Source organism: Neorhizobium huautlense (assembly GCF_030811685.1).
Lineage (GTDB): Bacteria > Pseudomonadota > Alphaproteobacteria > Rhizobiales > Rhizobiaceae > Neorhizobium > Neorhizobium huautlense_A.
In genome coordinates, this window is the sequence record NZ_JAUSRF010000003.1 from 48621 (window position 1) to 71395 (window position 22775).

The 22775-nt window shown below is 60.3% G+C and carries 23 protein-coding genes; 17 read left to right on the forward strand and 6 right to left on the reverse strand.

What is annotated here, in order from left to right; all coding sequences use genetic code 11:
- Window positions 1–16: 16 nt before the first annotated feature.
- Genes J2T09_RS05000 through mdoH form a run of 5 tightly spaced genes read right to left on the reverse strand, consistent with a single transcriptional unit; the run spans window position 17 to window position 5180 of the window.
- Window positions 17–799, reverse strand: a complete 783-nt coding sequence (locus J2T09_RS05000) for a class I SAM-dependent methyltransferase (RefSeq protein ID WP_306831798.1) — start codon at window positions 797–799, stop codon at window positions 17–19.
- Window positions 796–1869 (reverse strand): glycosyltransferase family 4 protein, encoded by a 1074-nt coding sequence (locus J2T09_RS05005; protein ID WP_306831800.1) that lies wholly within the window; start codon window positions 1867–1869, stop codon window positions 796–798. The genes J2T09_RS05000 and J2T09_RS05005 overlap by 4 nt, the downstream gene beginning before the upstream one ends.
- Window positions 1866–2264, reverse strand: a complete 399-nt coding sequence (locus tag J2T09_RS05010; protein WP_306831802.1) for a 6-pyruvoyl trahydropterin synthase family protein — start codon at window positions 2262–2264, stop codon at window positions 1866–1868. Before J2T09_RS05010 ends, J2T09_RS05005 begins: the two co-directional genes overlap by 4 nt.
- A 16-nt stretch (window positions 2265–2280) precedes the next feature.
- The gene (locus J2T09_RS05015; RefSeq protein WP_306831804.1) at window positions 2281–3258 is read right to left on the reverse strand and encodes a zinc-dependent alcohol dehydrogenase; all 978 of its coding nucleotides are present in this window, start codon (window positions 3256–3258) and stop codon (window positions 2281–2283) included.
- Window positions 3255–5180 carry a glucans biosynthesis glucosyltransferase MdoH gene (mdoH, locus tag J2T09_RS05020; RefSeq protein ID WP_306831807.1) on the reverse strand — a complete coding sequence of 642 codons (1926 nt, stop codon included), beginning with the start codon at window positions 5178–5180 and terminating at the stop codon, window positions 3255–3257. The genes J2T09_RS05015 and mdoH overlap by 4 nt, the downstream gene beginning before the upstream one ends.
- Before the next feature lie 328 nt (window positions 5181–5508).
- On the opposite strand from mdoH, the gene ribA reads away from it, so the two are divergent.
- Window positions 5509–6624 carry a GTP cyclohydrolase II RibA gene (gene ribA, locus J2T09_RS05025; RefSeq protein ID WP_306831809.1) on the forward strand — a complete coding sequence of 372 codons (1116 nt, stop codon included), beginning with the start codon at window positions 5509–5511 and terminating at the stop codon, window positions 6622–6624.
- Window positions 6625–6672: 48 nt separating this feature from the next.
- Here ribA and J2T09_RS05030 read toward each other — a convergent pair whose 3' ends face one another.
- A complete protein-coding gene (locus J2T09_RS05030; protein ID WP_306831812.1) occupies window positions 6673–7356 on the reverse strand; it encodes a GntR family transcriptional regulator in 684 nt (227 codons plus the stop codon).
- Window positions 7357–7456: 100 nt separating this feature from the next.
- On the opposite strand from J2T09_RS05030, the gene J2T09_RS05035 reads away from it, so the two are divergent.
- From J2T09_RS05035 to J2T09_RS05110, 16 genes are all read left to right on the forward strand, one after another.
- Entirely contained in the window at window positions 7457–8059 is a 603-nt protein-coding gene (locus J2T09_RS05035; protein WP_306831814.1) for an amino acid synthesis family protein, read from the forward strand.
- Window positions 8034–8834 carry an alpha/beta fold hydrolase gene (locus J2T09_RS05040; protein ID WP_306831816.1) on the forward strand — a complete coding sequence of 267 codons (801 nt, stop codon included), beginning with the start codon at window positions 8034–8036 and terminating at the stop codon, window positions 8832–8834. The genes J2T09_RS05035 and J2T09_RS05040 overlap by 26 nt, the downstream gene beginning before the upstream one ends.
- Before the next feature lie 21 nt (window positions 8835–8855).
- Entirely contained in the window at window positions 8856–9806 is a 951-nt protein-coding gene (locus J2T09_RS05045; RefSeq protein WP_373458376.1) for a flavin reductase, read from the forward strand.
- Between the two features lie 4 nt (window positions 9807–9810).
- Entirely contained in the window at window positions 9811–10848 is a 1038-nt protein-coding gene (locus J2T09_RS05050; RefSeq protein WP_306831818.1) for an LLM class flavin-dependent oxidoreductase, read from the forward strand.
- Between the two features lie 7 nt (window positions 10849–10855).
- Entirely contained in the window at window positions 10856–12319 is a 1464-nt protein-coding gene (locus J2T09_RS05055) for an aldehyde dehydrogenase (protein WP_306831821.1), read from the forward strand.
- Window positions 12320–12324: 5 nt separating this feature from the next.
- Window positions 12325–12654, forward strand: coding sequence for an NIPSNAP family protein (locus tag J2T09_RS05060; protein ID WP_306831823.1), 330 nt, complete (start codon window positions 12325–12327; stop codon window positions 12652–12654).
- 50 nt (window positions 12655–12704) lie between these two features.
- Complete coding sequence (locus J2T09_RS05065; RefSeq protein WP_306831825.1) at window positions 12705–13715, forward strand: ABC transporter substrate-binding protein; 1011 nt, start codon at window positions 12705–12707, stop codon at window positions 13713–13715.
- A 76-nt stretch (window positions 13716–13791) separates the two neighbouring features.
- A complete protein-coding gene (locus J2T09_RS05070) occupies window positions 13792–14649 on the forward strand; it encodes an ABC transporter permease (protein WP_306831828.1) in 858 nt (285 codons plus the stop codon).
- A gap of 5 nt (window positions 14650–14654) precedes the next feature.
- Window positions 14655–15455, forward strand: a complete 801-nt coding sequence (locus tag J2T09_RS05075) for an ABC transporter permease (RefSeq protein ID WP_306831832.1) — start codon at window positions 14655–14657, stop codon at window positions 15453–15455.
- Entirely contained in the window at window positions 15452–16528 is a 1077-nt protein-coding gene (locus tag J2T09_RS05080; RefSeq protein ID WP_306831834.1) for an ABC transporter ATP-binding protein, read from the forward strand. Before J2T09_RS05075 ends, J2T09_RS05080 begins: the two co-directional genes overlap by 4 nt.
- A 76-nt stretch (window positions 16529–16604) precedes the next feature.
- On the forward strand, window positions 16605–18086 hold the full coding sequence (locus J2T09_RS05085) for an NAD-dependent succinate-semialdehyde dehydrogenase (protein WP_306831837.1): 1482 nt from the start codon (window positions 16605–16607) through the stop codon (window positions 18084–18086).
- A 787-nt stretch (window positions 18087–18873) separates the two neighbouring features.
- Entirely contained in the window at window positions 18874–19299 is a 426-nt protein-coding gene (locus tag J2T09_RS05090; protein ID WP_306831839.1) for an acetyl-CoA carboxylase biotin carboxyl carrier protein, read from the forward strand.
- The gene (gene accC, locus J2T09_RS05095) at window positions 19296–20666 is read left to right on the forward strand and encodes an acetyl-CoA carboxylase biotin carboxylase subunit (protein ID WP_306831841.1); all 1371 of its coding nucleotides are present in this window, start codon (window positions 19296–19298) and stop codon (window positions 20664–20666) included. The genes J2T09_RS05090 and accC overlap by 4 nt, the downstream gene beginning before the upstream one ends.
- Window positions 20663–21076, forward strand: a complete 414-nt coding sequence (locus J2T09_RS05100; RefSeq protein WP_306831843.1) for an acetyl-CoA carboxylase — start codon at window positions 20663–20665, stop codon at window positions 21074–21076. Before accC ends, J2T09_RS05100 begins: the two co-directional genes overlap by 4 nt.
- On the forward strand, window positions 21073–21780 hold the full coding sequence (gene pxpB, locus J2T09_RS05105) for a 5-oxoprolinase subunit PxpB (protein ID WP_306831845.1): 708 nt from the start codon (window positions 21073–21075) through the stop codon (window positions 21778–21780). Before J2T09_RS05100 ends, pxpB begins: the two co-directional genes overlap by 4 nt.
- On the forward strand, window positions 21777–22772 hold the full coding sequence (locus tag J2T09_RS05110; protein ID WP_306831847.1) for a 5-oxoprolinase subunit C family protein: 996 nt from the start codon (window positions 21777–21779) through the stop codon (window positions 22770–22772). Before pxpB ends, J2T09_RS05110 begins: the two co-directional genes overlap by 4 nt.
- Window positions 22773–22775 lie beyond the last annotated feature (3 nt).

A 22775-nucleotide genomic window follows, 5' to 3' on the forward strand; every position in this document is an offset into this window, starting at 1 on the left:
GTATCTGCCCATCCCCTCAGCGCAGGGCAAACATGTCCCAATGACCGACTTCGCAAGCGCTATCGGCATGATCGAGCCGATAGCTACGCCAGTCTTCCACCAGTGCCTGATCCAGCAATCCCGTTTCGGCGGCGGCCGTCGCGAGGCCGGAAATGAATTGCCGTTGCAGTTCGGCCTCACAAGCTCCGAGCCGCCAGGGGCTTTTGGCAACACAGACGCGAAAACCGGCTGTCTGGAGGATATCGCGCAACACGCCCTCCGCGACAGGCCCAAGTGCCGGCCCAAAACCCTTGTCGCGCCTTTGATGGGCATTAAACGCTGTCACGATGCGAGCATCCGCCTCGTGGGCATGCTCCCAGATACAGTGCCCGTCATAGTTCAGCGCCGTGTACAAACCGCATCCCGGTTTTTCCAGCGAGGTCACCAGCCTCTGGAGAAAACTGGCGGATACGAGGTCAAACAGTGCCGATGCCGTCACCAGTCGTGCTTGGCTGAACAGCGCAAGTGAGGGGTCGCTGAGGTCTGCCTGAATGCAGGTCAGGTGCACATTGCCATTATGGCGGCTTGCGGCTTCGGCCAGAAGCCGAGTGTCATTGTCGACAAGGTGCCATTGCCATCGTGTTGAAGCCGGCAAGAATGCCCGGATCGTCGAGCCGGTACCGCAGCCGAGATCGACAACGGAGACAGTCTGGCCGCCGGCATCCGCATGTGCGGTCGCCTTTTCAAGCAGGCCTGCATCGCGTGCGGCATGATCCGCCTTTTCGCGCAGATCGAGCCAGCGTGTATCAAACCCGCTCATGAAATACCTTTCAGAAAATCGGAGAGTGTCGCCGCCGTTTTTGGCCAGTCCGGCAGACGCAGTCCGGTGGCGAGCGATCCATTGGCGAACTCGCTTCGCTGCTGCGGGTTGTCGATCAGTCGCGCCAAGGCATCGGCGAAGAGGGTGACATTTCCCGGTTCGACCAGAATGCCCGCTCGTGGATCAACGAGATCGGGAATGGCGCCACCGTGGCAACCGACGATCGGCAGGCCGCGCACCATAGCCTCCGCGAAGGCCATGCCGAAACCTTCGTAGCGGCTGGCAAGCGCAAAGATATCGGCGTGATCATATTCGTCGCTTACATCTTCGACTTCACCCGTCACGACTATACGGTCAACGAGACCAGCCTTGGCGATCTGCTGCCGCAGTGCCGCCGCCGATTGCGGGTTCATCCTGTCGCTGCCGACGATGCGACATTGCCACGCCCTGTCGGCAAGCTGCGCAAGTGCCGATACCAGTGTTGCGTGATCTTTGCGCGGCGTCAGCGAACCGACCGAGAGGATAAGCGGCCCGTCGCATTCGGTTCTAGCGGCACTTCCCCCAGCCGGCGCCGCCTGTTCCGTTCCGGGCAGGGCGATGTGGATATGCTCGTCCGAAACGCCAAAATCCGCGACCAGTGTCCGCGCCGTTGCCGGGCTGGTCACCACCACGCCGCGCGTGGCACCAAGTGCCGTCGTTTCGCTTTCCGTCAGCTTTTGCGCTGTTTCGGCGGTGATGCCGGTTTCGAGCGCCAGAGGGTGGTGCACAAGCGCGACCATGCGCAGCCGCTGTTTTTCGTTCAAGGCGATCTGCGGCATCGCCCCGAATGCCAGCCCGTCGAGAAGCACGAGACTGTTTTCCGGCAGATCCGCCAATTGCCCGGCTGACAGCGCGAGATCCGCCGCGCTCGGATCGGGAAAGCCGGCCGGCAATTGCAGATGGTCGACCGTCCAGCCCAGTGCGCGGAGTTCGGCGATCATGCGGCGGTCATACCCATAACCACCGCTCGCCGTGTTCAGATCGCCGGGGATGGCGAAGACCAGATGGCGGTTTTCGGCTGCCCCGCTCAAATCGCCGCCTCGTACCAGGCGCGTGCCACATGGCTTTCGTGCAGGGTGATTTTCAGGCGCTTGATGCGCGCGCCGCCTGCTCCGAGCCCGCCCGACAGGATGCGGTCACGCAACTGGTCGAAAACATGCTTGGCCAGCACTTCGGTCGTGGTGACCTTGCCGCGAAAGACATCGAGTTCATCGAGGTTCTGGTAGTTTAGAGGGGCGAGTGTCTCCTTCAGGATCGTCGTCGCAAGACCGATGTCGACACCCAGACCATCCTCGTCGAGATCCTCGGTCATGAAGGCGGCGTCGACCACGAAGGTCGCGCCATGCATGCCCTGGGCCGGGCCGAAGACCGGCCGGGCGAGGCTGTGGGCAATCATCATGTGGTCGCGGACTTCTACTGCAAACATGCTTTTTCCTTCGGGTTCAGCGGTAACGGATGCGGTGGCAAAGCGTGCCGGGATTGGCGAGGATTGATGCGTAGTTCCGGTCGAGATCTGCAAATGCCGTTTCGCCGGACATCAGCGCGTCGAGCCGGTCGTCGGCAAGCAGGTCCAGCGCCTTGGTCATGCGGCGGCCTAAAGGCCAGCGGGCACGGCGGGATGGTGGCACATGCCCGACCTGCGAACCGATGATCGAAAGGCGCTGGCTGTGGAAGCGACCGCCCAGCGGTACGCCCGGCATGCGGTCGCCATACCACGACATCTCGATGATCCGGGCTTCGAAGCCGGCGAGGGCGATCGCCGTGGCAAGCCCGGCGGCGCTGGCCGATGTGTGAAAAACGATATCGCAGCCGCCGGCTTTTGCTTCGGCCTCGGAAGGTGTGGCAAAGCCGCAGCCGAATGCCCCGGACAAAACGTTTCGGCTCTCATTCACGTCGATTATGGTGACGTCGGTGCCGGGAATTTTTGCGGCCAGATATGCGACGAGCAGACCGACAAGCCCACCGCCGACGATCGCAACCTTGTCGCCGGGCAGGATGCCTCCATCCCACACCGCGTTCAAGGCCGTTTCCATGTTTGCTGCGAGGACCGCCCTTGATGGGGGCACGGCAGCAGGCACCGGAACAGCCATGCCCATCGGCGCATCAAAGACGTTCTGGTGCGGATGCAGGCAAAATACCGTCTGGCCCAGACGTTCGTTCGGGCCGGCGATGATCCTGCCCACCACGGCATACCCGTATTTGACGGGGAAGGGGAACTGCCCCTGTTGCAGGGGTGCCTGCATGGTTTCGTATTCGCTTGGCGGAACGGCGCCGCGAAACACCAGTGCTTCCGTACCGCGGCTGATCGCCCCGAACAGGCTTTCGATCCGCACGTGACCTTCGCAAAGCGGCGGCAGGTTTTCGCCGCGAAGTTCTGCCTGCTCCTTATCCGTCAGCCAAAGGGCGCGCGTGCCGGTCATGCGCGTCCATCCGTCTGTGTCTGTGCTGCGACATTCGGCGCCGCTTCGCCGGCATTACGCATCGGGCGGCGCCAGCGCCTTGCACCGTTCGGTACCAGCCTGCTGAGCACGCGCGGCAAATGCCCTTCTTCGGGAATGGCAAACATGCCTTTTCGGGCCGACCATCTGCCGAAGGCTGACGAGGCCGTCACCATCGTGAACGGGATGGAGAGACAAAGGCCGGCAACAACCGGCAAAGCCCAGAGCAGGGCCAATCCTCCTGAGCCGAAATAGATGATCACGGCAAGGGACAGCCCGATCACTGTCTGGACACCCATCGTCCTCACAGCCGTCAGGAATGAGATTCCCAGCTGGTCGCGGTTCTGGCCGCTCCAGGTGACAGACCGTCCGAACAACAGGCCGATCAGGAAGATCGAGACGTAGACGGCCATGATCGGCGCCATCAGCATGGAGGCGAGGACTTCCATGATCGCCGAGAGCCCGAACCGCAATCCGCCGCCATAACTCCTGACTGCGCCGCGCGTCAGCAGCACATCGAGCATGCCCGCGAGTTTCGGCGCGATCGACAGCAGGAAGATCGAGATGAACAGCCAGAAGCCGAGCTGCATGTAGCTGCTGTCGAAGCCGGACGAGACGGCTTTGTAGGTCGCCGCGAACGTGGCCAATATCCAGGCTGGCGGGGCAAGATACATCAATATCGCCTGCAAGACCTGAAAACGGCTGACGGGCTTGAGGCCGGGTTCGAACAGGAAACGCCAATATTGCATGTTGCCCTGGCACCAGCGCAGATCGCGCTGCGCGAAATCCGGCAGGGTCGGCGGATTGGCCTCGAAACTGCGCGTCTCGACAGGCAGGACACGAACTTCGTAACCGCCGCGCCGCAAGAAGGCCGCTTCCAGCTGGTCGTGGCTGAGGATGTGGCCCCCGAGCGGCGGTGAACCAGGAAGAACCGGCAGTTCGCAATGGGCCAGAAATGCCGTCGTGCGGATCAACGCGTTATGACCCCAATATGCACCACAATCGGCCGTCCACCAGGCAGATCCCATGGTAAACGAGCGCATGCCGTGGCGCATTCCGAACTGGAACATGCGCGCAAAGCCGCTCGTTGCCGGCATGCCCACCACCAGGGTCTGAAGCAGGCCGATTTCGCTGCGGCTTTCCATCGCTGCCACAAGACGCGTGATCACGTCGCCAGACATGACACTGTCGGAGTCCAGCGGCAGGAAGAAATCGTAGGCGTGGCCGTATTCCTCCAGGAAATCACGGATATTGCCGGTCTTGAAGCCTGTATTGACAGTGCGGCGGCGGTAGACCGGCACATTGCCACCCCGCTCGATCAGATCTGCCGAAAACCGCGTGAATGCCTGTTCTTCCGCAATTGCGACATGTGGATCGGACGTGTCGCTCAGCACGAAAAAGCGAAAATGCCCGTCGAGGCCGGTAGCGCGGAGGCTGCGCGACATGGCTTCCAGGCGTGCGAAAACCGGATGCGGATCCTCGTTGCGCAAAAACACCGTCAGCGCCGTTTGCGAGGACAGGTGACGGGGCTGTGTACCTTTGCCCTGCGGATAGAAAGGATAGACGCTGCGCGCCGGGTCGCCCGGCCCATGCAGGAGGATGAGACCGATCACCGCATTCCAGAAGCCCAGAACCGTCCATGGGGCTGCGATGAGGAAGCCGCCCAGCATGACGGCTTCTGCCGCATCGATGCCTCCGGGTGACAGAAGCCGGAAAACCACACTGCCAACTCCAATAAGCGTGGCGACGTTCAGGACCAGGACGATAAATCGCCGCCATGGAACCGGGATGCCGGTATAGCGCAGGACCTCTGTCGCTTGCTTTTTCCCATCATTGGCCAGCCGCGTCCCGGCCCGATTTTGAGCCAAGGCTGAAGAGGTGGGCTGGCGCGTCTGCAAATCCATGGCGAAGCTTTCGATTTTTCGCAGTCGTTAAGCCAACTAGGCCTCGATCACGCTTAAACAAGCCGAGTTTCTACGGAGATTTCGAGACACTGTATCGTGTCTGGTGATGGCTGGGCGGGATCCTTTTAGCTGCGGCTGAAAATGATCAAGTGTCAGAAATCGCAACACTTTAACATGTGCGTGATAGCCGGGTTCGAAACTCGAAATTTCGGCGAACCTGAGATCTTTGCCCTCGGATTCCGCTGCAGACGCCCTACCTCAGGAAATGTCACCCGTGCCGGATGCCTCTGGTCATTCTTGTGCATAGATGTGATCCGAAGGAGACACAATGTTTCAGCCATCGTCTGCCAGCTTCTTTTCCGCCGATGACCGTTCACAAATTGCTTGCGAACGGGCGATTTCCGAAATGCGGTACGGCCGGCCCGTGGTGATCGAGGGGCAAGATATCACTTATGCCGTGCTGGCCCTGGATACCGCGACGCCGGAAACATTCCATCGGTTCGCCGCGCTGGCCAACGGCGAACATACGCTTTTCGTGACGCACGCGCGATCAGCCGTGCTCGACATCGACGCGCCATCAGGATTGTTTTTTTCCATTGACGGGTTCGCCTATGAAGAAACGACCGAACTTGCCTATGGCCGAGGCGCGGAGCGTTTGCCGGAATGGCTGCTGGCGTCCCGACAGGGCGAGATGTTCGAGCGGTTGGCGCGTGCGGCACTGCTTCTTCCGGCCTTCGTTTGCCTCGCCATCAAGTCCGCCGATGGCCGTTTTGACGGCTGTGCCCGACTTGCCGCCGATACGTTCGACCACACACCAGCGGCGGAAGCGGATTTTGCGATCGTTGCCAGAACGCGTGTGCCGCTGAAGGGCATCGAAGCCGCGGAGTTCGTCGTCTTCCGGGGCGGCGTCGCGCAGCGCGATCAGGTTGCGATCGTGGTCGGTACGCCGGATTTGTCTCGCCCGGTTCCCGTCAGGATCCACTCTTCCTGTCTGACGGGCGACCTTTTCGGTTCGTTGAAATGCGATTGCGGTGATCAGTTGCGAGAAGGGCTGCTTCTCCTGGAACAGCGCGGCGGCGGTATGCTCCTGTATCTCGACCAGGAAGGACGGGGAACAGGCATTGCTGCGAAAATGCGCGCCTATGGATATCAGCATCAGGGTCTGGATACGGTCGATGCGGATGCGGTGCTCGGTTTCGAGGAGGATGGTCGTCGCTACGATGCGGCCGTCGCCATGCTGGTGGCGCTCGGGGTTGGTTCCGTGGAACTGCTGACCAACAACCCGCGCAAGCTCAAGGCTCTTGAAGCAGCTGGTTTCACCGTTCATCGCCGCACGCCCGTCATGGGCGTCGTGACCGCCGAGAACCGGAACTACCTGGCAACCAAGGCGAGGCGGTCGGGTCACCTGCTGGATGTCGACACAATGCGGCAGGCGGCTGAATGAGCTGATTGTCGATGAACCGCTCTAAGGATTGCGGTCTGCACCGGGTTGTTACTGACCGATAATGCTCTCGGCGATGGCCGCTGCCGCTGCGACATGCGCTCGGCATGCCGCAGCGGCAGCTTCCGGTTCGTTTTTCTCGATCCGCGCGAAAATCTCACGAATCTGGCTTGGGCCGGATGTGGTGCGACTGGGTGTCGACAGCGTCATCACACGCAGTCGTGAGATGCGGCTGTTCAGGCGGCTGACGATGTCCCAAGCGATCGTATGCCCGCCGGCGCGGAAGATCGTGCGATAAAAACTCGTCGTTGCGTCAAGAATGCCAAGCGGCGAATTCTGCTGTGAGGTCCGGTCCAGCTCATCGAGAGACTGACGCAGTTCCGCCTTGACCTTTTCATCCGCCACGCGTGCGCAATCGGCAACGGCAGTTGCCTCGAGAGCTGCGCGAATCTCATAGATTTGTCGCGCATCGTCCCATTCCAGCCGGGCAACGATCGGCCCCTGCTTGGCCAGCATTTCCACCAGGCCTTCCGCTTCCAGATGTCGGATCACCTCGCGGATGACCGAACGCGACACGCCGAGTTGATCGCAAAGCGTCCGTTCCACCAGGCGCGTGCCCGGTTCGAACAGCCCGCTGATGATGGCGCGGCGCATGCGCTCCAGTGCCATTTCCCGCAGGGTTGCAGGCGGCGTTTCGATGCGCAGGGCGGCGAGGGGATCGGCGTTTTTGATCATGTGTCCCTTTTATCGTCAAAAAATGATTCCGGCAAGCGCTTGACATTCGGTCTTATGGTATACCATCATACAGGCAGATGAAATTGCAGGGAGGCATTCCATGGCACCGGTGATCCGCAAGACGTTTCTGCAGATCGAGACGACGCTCGTTGAGGGCGGCAAGGAAGCGGCGACGCCGCTGAAGTTGATCGCGGCACTGGCCGTGGTGAAGAACCCCTGGGCAGGTCGCGGTTTCGTCGAAAACCTGAAGCCGGAAATTCATGAAGTCGCTCCGGTTCTCGGTGAGCTGCTCACCAAGATGATCATCGACACGGTCGGGTCCGGCGAAGCCGTGGAAGCTTACGGCAAGTCCGCCGTCGTCGGTCTTGATGGCGAGATCGAGCACGGTTCGGCGCTGATCCACACGCTGCGTTTCGGCAATCATTACCGCACCGCCGTCGGTGCAAAATCCTACCTCGCCTTCTGCAATACGCGCGGTCCGGCCAATGCGCCGATCATGATCCCGCTGATGGACAAGAACGACGAAGGCCGTCGCTCGCATTACCTGACGATCCAGTGCGCTATTCCGGATGCGCCGGCTGCCGATGAAATCGTCGTCGCGCTTGGTGCATCAATCGGTGGCCGTCCGCATCACCGCATCGGCGATCGCTACCAGGACCTCAAGGAGCTTGGCCACGATGTTGCAAACCCTGCATCGGTCTAGGACATCTTCCGGCGCGGCCTATGTCGATCGTGGTCAGGGGGGCGAAACGCTCGTCCTCATCCACGGGGTGGGCATGCGTGTCGAAGCCTGGGGGCCGCAGATTGAGCGGCTCTCCAAAGATCACCGCGTCATCGCGGTCGATCTTCCCGGCCACGGTTTTTCGGCCCCGCTGGATGCGCGGCCGGAACTGCCCAATTTCGTCGCCTGGTTCGCAAGGCTGGTCGATGATCTGGGGCTTGAAGCGGTCAATGTTGCGGGTCATTCGATGGGCGCGCTGATTGCAGCCGGATTTGCCGTAACGGAGCCGTCAAAGCTCCGTCGGGTCGCCCTTCTGAATGGCGTCTACAAGCGGACGCCGGCAGCGCGCGAGGCCGTGGAAGCCCGTGCCGACGAGATCTTTTCCGGTGCCTTCGACCGTGAAGCGCCGCTGGAGCGATGGTTTTCGCCGGAAGAAGCGGATGATGCCGCCTATCGTCTCGTGCATGACCTGCTGCAACAGGTCGATCCCGGCGGTTATGCCGCCGCCTATCGGGCCTTTGCCACCGGCGATGCCGTCTATTCGGACAGCTGGCCGCAGGTGAAAGCACCGGCCTTGTTCCTGACGGGCGATGGCGACAAGAATTCAACGGCCGAAATGGCCGAAGACATGGCCAAGGCGGCACCTCAAGGAAGGGCGGTCGTCATCAGGGGCCATAGACACATGGTCAATCTCACGGCGCCGGAGGAGGTGAGTGAGGCACTGGCCGACTGGCTCACCTGGCAGCCGGCGCGATAAGGAGGAATGGGAGGAATGACGATGAGTGATCCCAACACGATTGATCCCAACACGCTGGATCCAAGAGCGCTACGCGATGCGTTCGGTGCATTCCTGACCGGTGTCACCGTGGTGACCACGTTCAATGACGAAGGTGCCCCGATCGGTTTCACCGCCAACAGTTTCACCAGTGTTTCGCTGGATCCGCCGCTGCTTCTGGTCTGCCTGGCGAAGACATCACGCAATTACCAGACGCTGATGACCACGAAGGGATTTGCGGTCAACATTCTCTCCGAAGACCAGAAGGATGTTTCGAACACTTTTGCCCGCCCGGTGGAAGATCGTTTTGCCGCCGTCGACTGGCAGAAGGGGCCGTTCGGTTCGCCCGTATTTTCCGACGTCGCCGCGTGGTTCGACTGTTCGGCACATGAACGCGTCGATGCCGGCGACCATGTCATCCTGATCGGCAGGATCGAAGGTTTCGAAAATTCTGGCAAGACCGGTCTCGGTTATGCACGAGGCGGATATTTCACGCCGGCGCTCACCGAAAAGAACCTGCTCGCCAATGTCGAGGGCAGCCTGTCCGTTGGCGCCGTTGCCGAGCGGGCCGGCGAGATCCTGCTGGTGCCGGATGCGAATGGCGGCTGGACGCTTCCTTTCGTCGACAAGGCCGAAAGCGAAGGCATGGAGGCGCTCGAGCCACAATTCACCGCGGAGATCGGCCTCTCGATCCAGACCGGCCTGCTTTATTCCATCTACGAAGACACCAAGGCCGGGCGCCAGCACATCGTCTATCGCGCCGCTTTAGGTGAGGGTGCGCCGAAAATCGGCCAGATGTTCCCACTCCAGCAACTGCCACTCGAAAAGATCTCGGATTCTGCCGTTCGCGAGACGGTGAAGCGTTACGCCCAGGAAAGCACGCTTGGCAATTTCGGCATCTATTTCGGCAATCAGGAAAAGGGCCGCGTTCACGCCGTGGCCAAAAAAGGGTGACCCCATGAAGTTCTCGCTTTTCGTTCATATGGAACGGCTGAATGCCAGCCAGAACCATGAGGAACTCTACGAAGAGTTCATCAAGCTCTGCGAGATTGCCGACAAGGGTGGCATGCATGCCATCTGGACCGGCGAACACCACGGCATGGAATTCACCATTGCGCCGAACCCGTTCGTCAATCTTGCCGACCTCGCCGCACGCTTCAAGAATGTGCGTCTCGGCACCGGCACGGTGATCGCCCCCTTCTGGCATCCGATCAAGCTGGCCGGTGAAGCGGCGATGACCGATCTCATCAGCAGTGGTCGTCTCGATCTCGGCATTGCTCGTGGTGCCTACAGTTTCGAATACGAGCGCCTTTTGCCGGGTCTCGACCCATGGGGCGCCGGCCAGCGCATGCGCGAACTGATCCCGGCCATCAAGGGCATCTGGGAAGGCGATTACGCCCATGATGGCGAGTTCTGGAAATTCCCGGCGACAACCTCTGCGCCCAAGCCGGTGCAAAAGCCGCATCCGCCGATCTGGGTAGCGGCGCGTGACCCGAACAGCCACGAATTCGCGGTCGCCAATGGCTGCAACGTGCAGTGTACGCCGCTTGCCAATGGCGAGGCCGAGATTGCCAGCCTGATGGAACGTTTCGATGCGGCCTGCGAAAAGGCGCCGGACGTGAAGCGTCCGAAAATCATGCTGCTGCAGCACACCTATGTCGGATCTGACGAGGCTGATATTGCCACAGCTGCAAAGGAAATCAGCACTTACTACAATTACTTCTTCGCCTGGTTCAAGAACGAACGCCCGATCAGCCAGGGCCTGATCCAGAACCTCACCGAAGAGGAACTGGCGGCCAACCCGAACCTTGCACCCGAAAAGATGATCACCAACATGCCGATCGGCACTGCGGCAACCGTCATTGATCGCCTGAAGGTTTACGAACAACAGGGTTGGGACGAATATTCGTTCTGGATCGATACCGGCATGAGTTTCGAGCGCAAGAAGGCGTCGCTCGAGCGCTTTATCGCCGACGTCATGCCAGCATTCCGGTGAGGCTGAGATGCACGATTTTCAACAATATATAGATGGTGTTTTCGAAGATGGCTCTGCCCGCTTCGACAGCATAGATCCCTCGACCGGCAAGGTCTGGGCTTCCATGCCGGAAGCCCGCGAGACGGACGTTGACCGTGCCGTGAAGGCTGCCGAGCAAGCCTTGTGGAATGGCGAGTGGCCCGCGCTGACGGCGTCCGCCCGCGGAAAACTTCTCTACAAACTTGCGGACCTTGTGCAGGCCAACGCCCAGCGTCTTGCCGGGCTGGAAACCCGCGATACCGGCAAGATCATCCGCGAGACCTCGGCGCAGATCGCTTATGTCGCCGACTACTATCGTTATTATGCCGGCCTTGCCGACAAGATCGAAGGCTCGACGCTTTCGATCGACAAGGCCGAGATGGATGTCTGGACGCGGCGTGAGCCCGTCGGTGTCGTTGCCGCCATCGTGCCGTGGAACAGCCAGCTGTTTCTGTCTGCCGTGAAAATCGGACCGGCGCTCGCGGCCGGCTGCACGCTGGTGGTCAAGGCGTCCGAAGATGGTCCGGCGCCGATGCTGGAATTCGCCCGTCTCGTGCATGAAGCCGGTTTCCCCAAAGGGGTGCTGAACGTCATTACAGGTTTCGGCCCGTCCTGCGGCAGCGCGCTCACCCGTCATCCGGGCGTCGCCCATATTGCCTTTACCGGTGGCCCGGTGACGGCAAAACATGTGGTTATCAATTCGGCAGAAAACCTTGCCAGCACTTCGCTGGAACTCGGCGGCAAGTCGCCGTTCATCGTATTCGCCGACGCGGATCTTGAAAGCGCCGCCAATGCGCAGGTCGCCGGCATTTTTGCCGCCACCGGCCAGAGTTGCGTTGCCGGTTCGCGTCTCATCGTCGAGCACTCGGTCAAGGATCAGTTCATCGCGCTTCTGAAGGCGAAGGCCGAAGCGATCCGCATCGGTACACCGCTGGAAATGGCGACGGAAGTCGGGCCGCTCTGCACGAAGCGCCAGCGTGACCACGTCGAGCAGGTCGTTTCCGCATCGGTCAATGCCGGCGCGAAGATTGTCACTGGTGGCCGTGCAGGTGAGGGCGACGGTTTCTATTACCTGCCGACCATTCTCGATTGCGACGGTGTCAATTCGCCGTCGGTCGAAACAGAACTGTTTGGTCCGGTGCTTTCGGTCGTGTCCTTTACGTCCGAGGATGAAGCGGTCGCTTTGGCCAATGATACCCGCTACGGCCTTGCCTCCGGCGTGTTCACCCGGAACCTGACGCGGGCGCATCGCATGGTAAAACGCATCCGTGCCGGCATCGTCTGGATCAACACCTATCGCGCCGTGTCGCCGATTGCGCCATTCGGCGGTTATGGCCAGTCCGGTCATGGTCGTGAAGGTGGCCTTGCCGCCGCGCTCGATTTCACACGCACCAAGACAGTGTGGCTAAGAACATCCGACGAGCCGTTCCCCGACCCCTTTGTGATGCGGTGAGCGCCATGTTCTACGAGATCAGAACCTATCGGCTGAAGAACGGTGCCATCCCCGAATACCTGAAGGTGGTCGGCGAGATCGGTATCACCATTCAGGAAAAACATCTCGGTAATCTTGTCGGATATTTTTCCTCGGAAATCGGACCGATCAATGAGATCGTCCACATCTGGGGTTTCGAGAGCCTCGATGATCGCCAGGCCCGGCGCGCCCGGCTGGCAGCTGACCCGGAATGGCAGGCCTTTTTACCAAAAATACGCGATCTGATCGTCACCGCCGACAACAAGATCATGTCGCCCGCAGCATTCTCGCCTCTGGGCGGCACAACGCCGGTCTAGAGACAAAACACCCATTCGCAGATCACGGTTTTTCTCAGGGAGGAGAAAACATGAAAAAGCAGACGATCATCGCAGTTCTCGCCGCCACCGTTGCCTTCGCCGGACAGGCTTATGCCGCCGACATGGTATTCACCAGCTGGGGCGGCACCACGCAGGATGCGCAAAAACAGCATTGGGCTGACACTTTCAGTGCTGAAGGTGGCGTCAACGTGACCCAGGACGGCCCGACCGACTACGGCAAGCTGAAGGCCATGGTGGAATCCAAGAACGTTGCCTGGGACGTCGTAGACGTTGAAGGCGACTATGCGGTTCAGGCCGGCAATGCGGGCCTTCTGGAGAAGCTGGACTTCTCCATCATTGACAAGACGAAACTCGATCCGCGTTTCGTGACCGATTATTCGGTCGGCAGCTTCTATTATTCCTTCGTCATCGGCTGCAACAAGGATGCTGTCGATGCCTGCCCGCAAAGCTGGGCCGATCTTTTCGATCTGGCAAAGTTCCCCGGCAAGCGCACCTTCTACAAATGGTCGGCTCCGGGCGTGATCGAAGCAGCACTGCTGGCCGACGGCGTGCCGGCCGACAAGCTTTATCCGCTCGATCTCGATCGCGCCTTCAAGAAGCTCGATACCATCAAGTCGGAAATCGTCTGGTGGGATAGCGGTGCGCAGTCGCAGCAGCTGCTGGCATCGGCCGAAGCGCCGTTCGGCTCCTTCTGGAACGGTCGCCTGACGGCACTTGCCCAGACCGGCGTCACGGTCGAGACATCCTGGACCAACAACATCACCGCTGCCGATGCGCTCGTCGTTCCCAAGGGCACGAAGAACAAGGAAGCGGCAATGAAGTTCATCGCCAATGCCACCAGCGACAAGGCACAGGCCGAATTCGCAACGATGACCGGTTACGCGCCGATCAATACGGACTCGCCAAAGCTGATGGATGAGGACCTGCGCAAGACGCTGCCCGACCAGCAGGCCGAAACCCAGGTCAATGCCGACATGAGCTACTGGGCAGCGCACCGCGACGAGATCGGCACCCGCTGGTACGCCTGGCAGGCCAAATAATTTCACCTGAAGACAAGTGTGACACGGGCCGGTCGTGCCGGCCCGTGAAGTCCCTAAGGGAACCGGGAGGTTTGTAATGGTTCTGTCGGCAACGACTGACGGTGGAGAGCGAAAGATCAGGCGCAACGGCAGTTTCGGCTATGTCGTGCCGGCTTTGCTGCTCATCGCGTTTTTCTTTATCATTCCCGTTCTCATGCTGCTGATGCGCAGCGTGCTCGAACCCACGCCCGGTCTCCAGAATTATCAGGAGCTTCTCGGCTCCACGACCTATCTGCGGGTGTTTTTGAACACGTTCACGGTTGCCGGTCTGGTCACCGTGGTGGCGGTGGTGATCGGTTTTCCGGTGGCATGGCTGCTCGCCATCATGCCCGATAAATGGTCGCGGCTGGTGATGGCGATCATCGTGCTGTCCATGTGGACCAACCTTCTCGCCCGTACCTATGCCTGGATGGTGCTTCTGCAGCGCACCGGCGTCGTCAACAAGATGCTGATGAGCCTTGGCATCATCGACAAGCCCTTGGCGCTGGTGAACAATCTCGTCGGTGTGACCATCGGCATGACCTATATCATGCTGCCTTTCGTCATCCTGCCGCTGATCGGCATATTGAAGGCGATCGATCCGGCCATCCTGCGCGCGGCGGCCCTCTGTGGCGCCAACAAGCGCCAGTGTTTCACCCGTGTTCTGCTGCCACTGTCGCTGCCGGGCATCGCGTCCGGCGCGCTGATGGTGTTCGTCATGTCGCTTGGTTATTACGTCACGCCGGCCCTTCTCGGCGGCACATCAAACATGATGCTGGCCGAACTCGTGGCGCAATTCGTGCAGTCGCTGGTCAACTGGGGCATGGGTGGTGCTGCCGCGCTCGTTCTCCTGCTGGTGACCATGGTGCTTTACGCCATCCAGCTCAAATTCCTGAACCCCAATCGGGCGAGGTAACAATCATGCTGCTCGATTTCGATAAGCTCGGCGGTTTGAAGCCGTTCCTGATCGGCCTTACGGCTCTGGTCTGTCTGTTCCTGATCCTGCCGATCGTCTTCATCGCGGCGCTCTCCTTCGGTTCGTCGCAATGGCTGATCTTTCCGCCGCCGTCCTGGACGTTCAAATGGTACCAGATGCTGTTTGCCGATCCGCGCTGGCTGTGGTCGGCTTTGACCAGCCTGAAGATCGCCGCCATCGTCACGGTTCTCTCCGTCATCCTCGGTTTTCTCGCAGCGCTTGGCCTTAATCGCGGCAGTTTTGCCGGACGTGAAGCCCTGCGTGCCCTGTTCCTCACTCCGATGATCCTCCCCGTCGTGGTGCTCGCCGTCGCCCTTTACGCGCTGTTTCTGCAGCTCGGACTGGCGGGCACCACGGTAGGATTCATCATCGCGCATCTGCTGATCGCGCTGCCGTTCTCGATCATCTCGATCGGCAATGCGCTGGAAGGTTTCGACAAATCGATCGAGGATGCGGCCATCCTGTGTGGTGCAAGCCCGTGGGAAGCACGCATAAGGGTGACGGTGCCCGCCGTCAGCCACGGCATCTTCGCCGCCGCGATCTTCTCCTTCCTCGCCTCGTGGGATGAGGTCGTTCTCGCCATCTTCATGGCCAGCCCGACGCTGCAGACGCTGCCGGTCAAGATCTGGGCAACGCTCCGGCAGGACCTGACGCCTGTCATTGCCGCCGCCTCCACCATTCTCATTGCCTTCACCATCCTGCTGATGGTCCTGGCCGCACTCTTTCGCAAGGGACGCAAAGCATGACCCAGCCATTCCTCTCCATCCAAGGCATTCGCAAGACATATGGTCAGGTCACTGCCGTCAAGAACGTGAGCCTGGACGTTGCCAAGGGCGAGTTCATGACCTTCCTCGGGCCGTCCGGTTCGGGCAAGTCAACCACGCTCTACATTCTGGCGGGCTTTCAGGACCCGACCGACGGCGATATCTTGCTCAACGGCCAGAGCCTGCTGTCGACGCCGTCGCACAAACGCAATATCGGCATGGTCTTCCAGCGCTACACGCTGTTCCCGCATCTGACGGTTGGCGAAAACGTCGCCTTTCCGTTGCGCATCCGCCGTATCGGTCAGGCCGAAATCACTGAGCGTGTGAAAAAGGCGCTGAAGCTGGTTCGCCTCGAAGGTTTTGAAGACCGCAAGCCGGCCCTGATGTCCGGCGGTCAGCAGCAGCGTGTCGCGCTTGCCCGCGCGCTGGTCTACAATCCGCCCGTGCTGCTGATGGACGAACCGCTTTCTGCCCTCGACAAGAAGCTGCGTGAAGAGATCCAGTTCGAGATCCGCCGCATCCACCAGGAAACCGGCGTGACAATTCTCTACGTCACCCACGATCAGGAAGAAGCGCTTCGTCTTTCGGACCGTATCGCCGTGTTCAGCCAGGGCGAGATCGACCAGATCGGCACCGGTCAGGAGCTTTATGCCAATCCGGCCACACATTTCGTCGCTGGCTTTATCGGTGACAGCAATTTCATCAATGCGGAAGTGCTGTCCAGCGCCGACGGCAAGGCAAAGCTGGCTCTGCCGGGCGGCACGGTGATTGACGGTGTGCCGATGCATGCCGGCAAGGCGGGGGGCAAATCCGCTTCGCTTCTGCTGCGGCCGGAGCGCCTGTCTCTGTCGGGCATGCAGGTTGCGAACGGGCTTGCCGTGACGATCAACGATATTACTTTCCTTGGTAACAATATCGAGGTGAGCACCCAGACCGGGAATGGCGAAAGCCTGTCCGTTCGCCTGCCGTTCGGTCATGAGGCGATTTCCAGCATCAGCCGTGGCGATCAGGCATGGCTGAGTTTCGAACCGAAATCGACTCACGCTTTTGCCTGATCCCGGTGCCGAGGTTCGATCAGGTCGAACCTCGGCAACCATTGCCGCAATCAGCCCATCCAAGGAGGCCGGCGCCATGGCCCTGTCCGACACACTTCTCGCGAAACTGAAAGATCCGTCACTTGCCACCGACAAGGCCCTGATTGCAGGCGAATGGTGCTCGGAAGGTGAGGGTGGTGCAACATTCGAGGTCACCAATCCCTCGACCGGCGACGTGATCGCCACGCTTCCGGATATGACGCGCACCGACGCGGCACGTGCGATTGATGCTGCCCACAAGGCGCAAAAACTCTGGGCAAAAAAGACCGGCAAGGAACGCGCTGCCGTTCTGCGAAAACTCTATGACCTGATGGTCGCCAATGCCGATGATCTGGCCGCAATCCTCACCATGGAAATGGGCAAGCCGCTGGCCGAGGCCAAGGGCGAAATCCTCTATGGCGCATCCTATGTCGAATGGTTCGGCGAAGAAGCCAAGCGTGTTTATGGCGATACAATCCCCGGCCACCAGCAGGACAAGCGCATCATCGTGCTGAAACAGCCGATTGGCGTTGTCGCCTCTATCACGCCGTGGAATTTTCCCAATGCCATGCTGGCTCGAAAATTTGCGCCGGCCGTGGCCGCCGGCTGCACCATGGTGTCGAAGCCCGCTGCCGAAACACCGCTTTCGGCTTTGGCTCTGGCAGTTCTGGCCGAGCGTGCCGGGTTGCCGGCCGGGGTCTTCAACGTCGTCACTTCGAAAAAATCCGCCGATATCGGGCTGGAATTCACGGAAAACGAGAAGGTTCGCAAACTGACCTTCACCGGGTCGACTGGCGTCGGAAAAATCCTGATGCGTCAGGGCGCCGAGCAGATCATGAAGCTCGGTCTGGAACTCGGCGGCAATGCCCCCTTCATCGTGTTCGATGAAGCCGATCTCGATGCCGCCGTCGAAGGCGCGATGATTTCGAAATATCGCAATAACGGGCAGACCTGCGTCTGCGCCAACCGGCTTTACGTGCAGGCGGGTGTCTATGATGCATTTGCCGAAAAGCTGGCTGCCAAAGTCTCGGCAATGAAGGTCGGAGACGGGTTCGAGGAAGGCGTCGTTGCCGGGCCGTTGATCACCGAAAAGGCTATCGAAAAGGTCGAGGAGCACATTGCCGACGCTCTCGAGAAGGGCGGCGTCGTTGCCGTGGGCGGCAAACGCGATGTGCGCGGCGGCCTGTTCTTCCAGCCGACCATTTTGACCGGCGTCACGTCAGCCATGAAGGTTGCGAGGGAGGAAACATTCGGGCCGGTCGCACCGCTCTTCCGTTTCGAGACGGAAGATGAGGTCATCGAGATGGCCAACGATACCGAGTTCGGCCTCGCCTCCTATTTTTACGCCAAGGATCTTTCCCGCGTGTTCCGGGTGGCAGAGGCTCTGGAATACGGCATGGTCGGCATCAATACCGGTTTCATATCGACCGAGGTCGCGCCCTTCGGTGGCATCAAGCAATCCGGCCAGGGACGTGAAGGTTCCAAATACGGCATCGAGGATTACGTCGAGGTCAAATACCTCTGCCTGCAAATCGACTAGACGTCCTTGCCTTCATGTCGGTTTTGCTTGGCACTGGCGACTGAAAATGACGATAGGGCCGGTGGCAACTGGAGTTTCCGGCTCATGCATCCAGTTGCCACAGCTGGCGTCCCGTATTGCAGAAGAACGGGTCTTGGCGGTTCCATGCCATCAGGGAGTTGCCCAATCAAAATACAGGCATGGCGCGCTGATGACTGCGCCGAACAACATGACCATGCCCAGCGGGCAACCCATTTCAGCGGGAATCTCTGACGTGCTTGCGTTTCGGGGTGTAGAACATCTCGATGTAGTCGAACACATCCCGGCGCACTTCCTCGCGTGACCTGCGAACCCTGTTCCGAATGAAACAGCACCTTTCGTTTTCGGCCGCATGATCCCCTCGGCCTCGTCGTTGCCCTTGGTGTTGGAAGCCGCAAATTTCCTCTTCCATTCATACAGGGAATGCTGGCTGACGCCGAGGCGCTGGGAAACTCAGCCACCGGAAAGAAGGCCTCTGCAAATCTCGGGGCTATTCACTGCGCAGGTCTGAGGACTGGCCATCGTATGCTTCGGATATTCCCGGAAAAAGGCCGGATGCCGTGGTTTCTGCACGTCCTCTGCCTCGTGCATCACAATCGCGGGCGTGGTTCGGACCCTATCAAGACCTGCTGTGCCGCCCATCCACCAAGGCCTTCCATACAAACTTCGTCTGACCCCATCATCCCAATGCCTATGATACCACGTTGAAGGTGACAGTGGATCGTTCGATCACGTGTCCGGAGCGTGCAGTGCAAATATGGACCGGGTAATGGATCTCGCAAAAATAGAAACGCTGATAGATTTTGTCGGTCGATCCAATATCTCTCAGCTCATCGTTACCGAGAAAGATACAACCGTACGGATCCTTCGCGACAGTGTGAATGACGCTCATCTGTCAACGCGCAAGGACGTCGACGCGCCAGTGCCGGATGCTGAAGCGTCAACAGGTGGATCAGTCAAAGGCTTGGTCGTTGAAGCGCCCATATTCGGTGTCCTGCATCTCGCTCCCGCGCCCGGGGATCCACCTTTCGTCGCTATCGGTGACGAGATAGTCGAGGGCCAGACACTGTTCATCATCGAGGCAATGAAGGTGTTCAACAAGATCGTCGCGCCGCGCGCCGGCAAGATCACGCGCCTGACGGATGTGAACGGTGCAGAGGTCGAGGTTGGGGACATGCTGGCGGAGATCGCATGATGCAGTCACATCAGCGTTTCGATACGGTTCTGATTGCCAATCGTGGTGAAATCGCCTTGCGCGTGGTGCGCGCCTGCCGCGAGATGGGCCTGAAGGCTGTTGTCGTCTGTTCGGAAGCGGATCGCGATTCCGCCTATGCCAGAAGCGCGGATCAATCGATCTGCATCGGCCCGTCTACTGTCTCGAAAAGCTATCTGAACCAGAACGCGATCCTTCTGGCGGCGCGCCTCACCGGCGCCGGTGCCGTTCATCCGGGTTATGGATTTCTTTCGGAAAACACCCGCTTCTCAGCGGCGGTGGAAGCGGCAGGTCTGACCTTCATCGGGCCGGATGCCAATGCCATTGCCACGATGGGCGACAAGATTGCCGCCAAGAGTGCCATGGTGGCGGCGGGTGTGCCCTGTGTGCCGGGGCCGGATACGGAACTTGCCTCCGAACCGCAAGCGATCCGTAAGACCGCTGCCGACATCGGTTACCCGGTGATCGTCAAGGCAGCCGGCGGCGGCGGTGGGCGCGGGATGCGCGTGGTGCTGGATGAGGCCGAGCTTCTGCAGGCTGTGGCGCTGACACGCGAGGAGGCGCGCAAGGCTTTTGGAACGCCGGCACTCTACATGGAGAAGTTTCTCCAGCATCCGCGTCATATCGAAATCCAGGTTCTCTGCGACACGCATGGCAATGCCGTCTGGCTTGGTCATCGTGACTGCTCGATGCAGCGTCGCCATCAGAAAGTGGTCGAAGAAGCGCCGGCTCCCGGCATCTCCGATGTACTGATCGGCCCGGTGGGTGCTGCCTGCGTCAAGGCGTGCAAGCAGATCGGATATCGCGGTGTCGGCACATTCGAATTTCTCTATGAGGACGGCGCTTTCTATTTCATCGAGATGAATACCCGACTGCAGGTTGAGCATCCGGTCACCGAGGAAACAAGCGGCGTCGATATCGTCCAACAGCAATTGCGCGTGGCGCAGGGCGAAACGTTGTCGATGGAGCAGGGCAACGTCACCTGCATCGGCCATGCCATCGAATGCCGCATCAATGCCGAGGACCCTGCGACCTTCATGCCCTCGGCCGGCGTCATCACGGCACTTGAACTGCCTGAGGGTGAGGGGGTTCGCGTCGATACCCATGTCGAGGCCGGCTACAAGGTCTCGCCCTATTACGACTCCCTGATTGCAAAGCTGATCGTCCATGGTCGCGACCGGACCGATGCCATGCAGCGGATGCGGGCGGCTTTGGCCTCCTTCAAGCTGGAAGGTATCGCCACCAATCTGCCGCTGCTGCGTGAACTGTTCGAAGATGCGGCCTTCGCCGAGGGCGAAACGGATATTCATTACCTCGAAAAATGGTTGAAGACACGGGGGGCAGCATGACCAAGCCGGATTTGAGCGACCCCGCCATCATCGAGCGGCTTGCTGCAGCCCTTGAAGCGGCCGGTGTCGATGGAATCGAGATCACCCGCCCCGACCAGAGCCTGCTGATCCGCGTTGCGAAATCGGCCAACGGGCCTGTGCGCCAATTCTCTTCCGGCAAACCGGATGCGGCGGCAAGGCCGGCGGTCGTCAAGTCGCCGATGGCCGGTGAATTCTGGCCTTCCGATCCGTCCCGCAGCGGCGCGTCAGCGTCCTCGACGGCAGGCGACACGGTCGGCTTCCTGCGGGTCGGTCCGATCCTGCTGCCGATTGCAGCCGGTCCGTCGAAGCGCCTGCGTCGCCACCTCGTTGAACCCGGAACGGTCGTCGGCTTCGGCGATCCGATTGCAGAATTCGAGCCAGAAGCATGAGTGCCTCAGCCGCAAAGATCATCCAGCCTGTTGAAGCGATCGTGCTTGACCGCAATGGTGCCCGCGTTTCCCCGATCGGCTCGCGCGCCTTTCTTCTCGAGGCGACCGGAGATTTCGATCTGGCCGCGCAGCGGCGGATCTGGGCCCTGTCCCGTGCCGTGGAACTGTGGAGCGAGACGCTCGAAATCGTGCCCGGCATGACCAACCTTCTCGTCGTGCTGAAGGTGACGCCCGAGGATCCGGAAATTTTGGCCCTGCGCCTGCTGGAGGCTTGGGAACAGGCCGAGACCATTGATCTTGCCGGAAGGATGATTGAGATTTCCGTCACCTATGGCGGAGAACATGCCACCGATCTCGCCGCACTTTGTGACCGTTCAGGCCTGTCAGACCGTGAAGTGATCCGTATTCACTACGAAGGGACTTACCGGGTCTTCGCACTCGGTAGTGCTCCGGGTTTCGGTTACCTCCACGGCCTTGACCCGCGCATCTACATGCCGCGCAAGACGGTGCCTTCGCTTAACATGGAGAGAGGCTGCGTCACCATCGGCGGCATGCAGACGGGTGTGGCCGTCCTGACCGGGCCAAACGGTTGGAATTCGATCGGTTTTGCAAAATTGCAGATGTTCGACCCGATGTCCTCCACACCGGCCGTCATGGCTCCGGGAGATACGGTGCGTTTCGTGCCAGCGAGCATAGAGCTATGATAGATATCATCCACACAGGACCGTTCAACACGGTGCAGGACCTTGGCCGGCCCGGGTTTCGCAATATCGGTGTCACCACCAGTGGCGCGATGGACCCCTTGGCGCTCAAGATCGGCAACAGCATGCTCGGTAACGAGACCGGCGCGGCCGCGATTGAAATCCAGATCTATCCGTTCAAGCTTCGTTTTTCGAAGGCGACCGCTTTTGTCGTCACAGGCGCCGACTGCGGGGCTTCTCTCGACGGGCGGACGGTTCAGCCCTGGTGCGCTCTATCGGTCGAGGCCGGGCAGGTGCTGGAGCTCGGCCAGCCGCGCGTCGGCACGCGTGCCTACATCTGCATTGCCGGCGGTATCGATGTGGCACCGGTCATGGGTTCGCGCAGCACCTCGCTTCGCGGTGCTTTCGGCGGCAGAGAGGGACGTCATCTGATCACGGGTGACACCCTGCAAACGGGTGAGGTTTCAAGTCCCCTTGACCTTCCCGCCACAGGCCTCTCTGTCGTCGATCCGGCCTATGCGCTTGCCGACTTCTATCCCGCCCATGAAGACGGTGCACTTGTCATTCGCGCCATTCCAGCGGGGGAATATGGGTTGTTCGGTACGGATGCCGAGCGTTTTTGGTCGCAGGCATGGAAGATTTCCACCCAGAGTGATCGCACCGGGTATCGGTTGACGGGGGAACCGATCAAGCCGACGACACCGGTCGAGATGCGTTCACATGGTGTTGTCTCCGGCGTCGTGCAGGTGCCTCCCAGCGGTGAACCGATCATCCAGATGGCCGATGCCAACACGGCGGGCGGTTATCCCAAGATCGCAGGGGTGATCGAGGCCGACCTGTGGCGGCTCGGGCAGGCGCGTATCGGCAGCCGTTTGCGTTTTGTCCGTGTGACGCATGCCGAGGCAGCAGGGATCGAGAGGGCCGTAGCCGGTTTTATCGACGACGTCGGCAGGACCTCGCGCATGGTTTGCCGCGCATTGCAGACGATGAATTGAGGG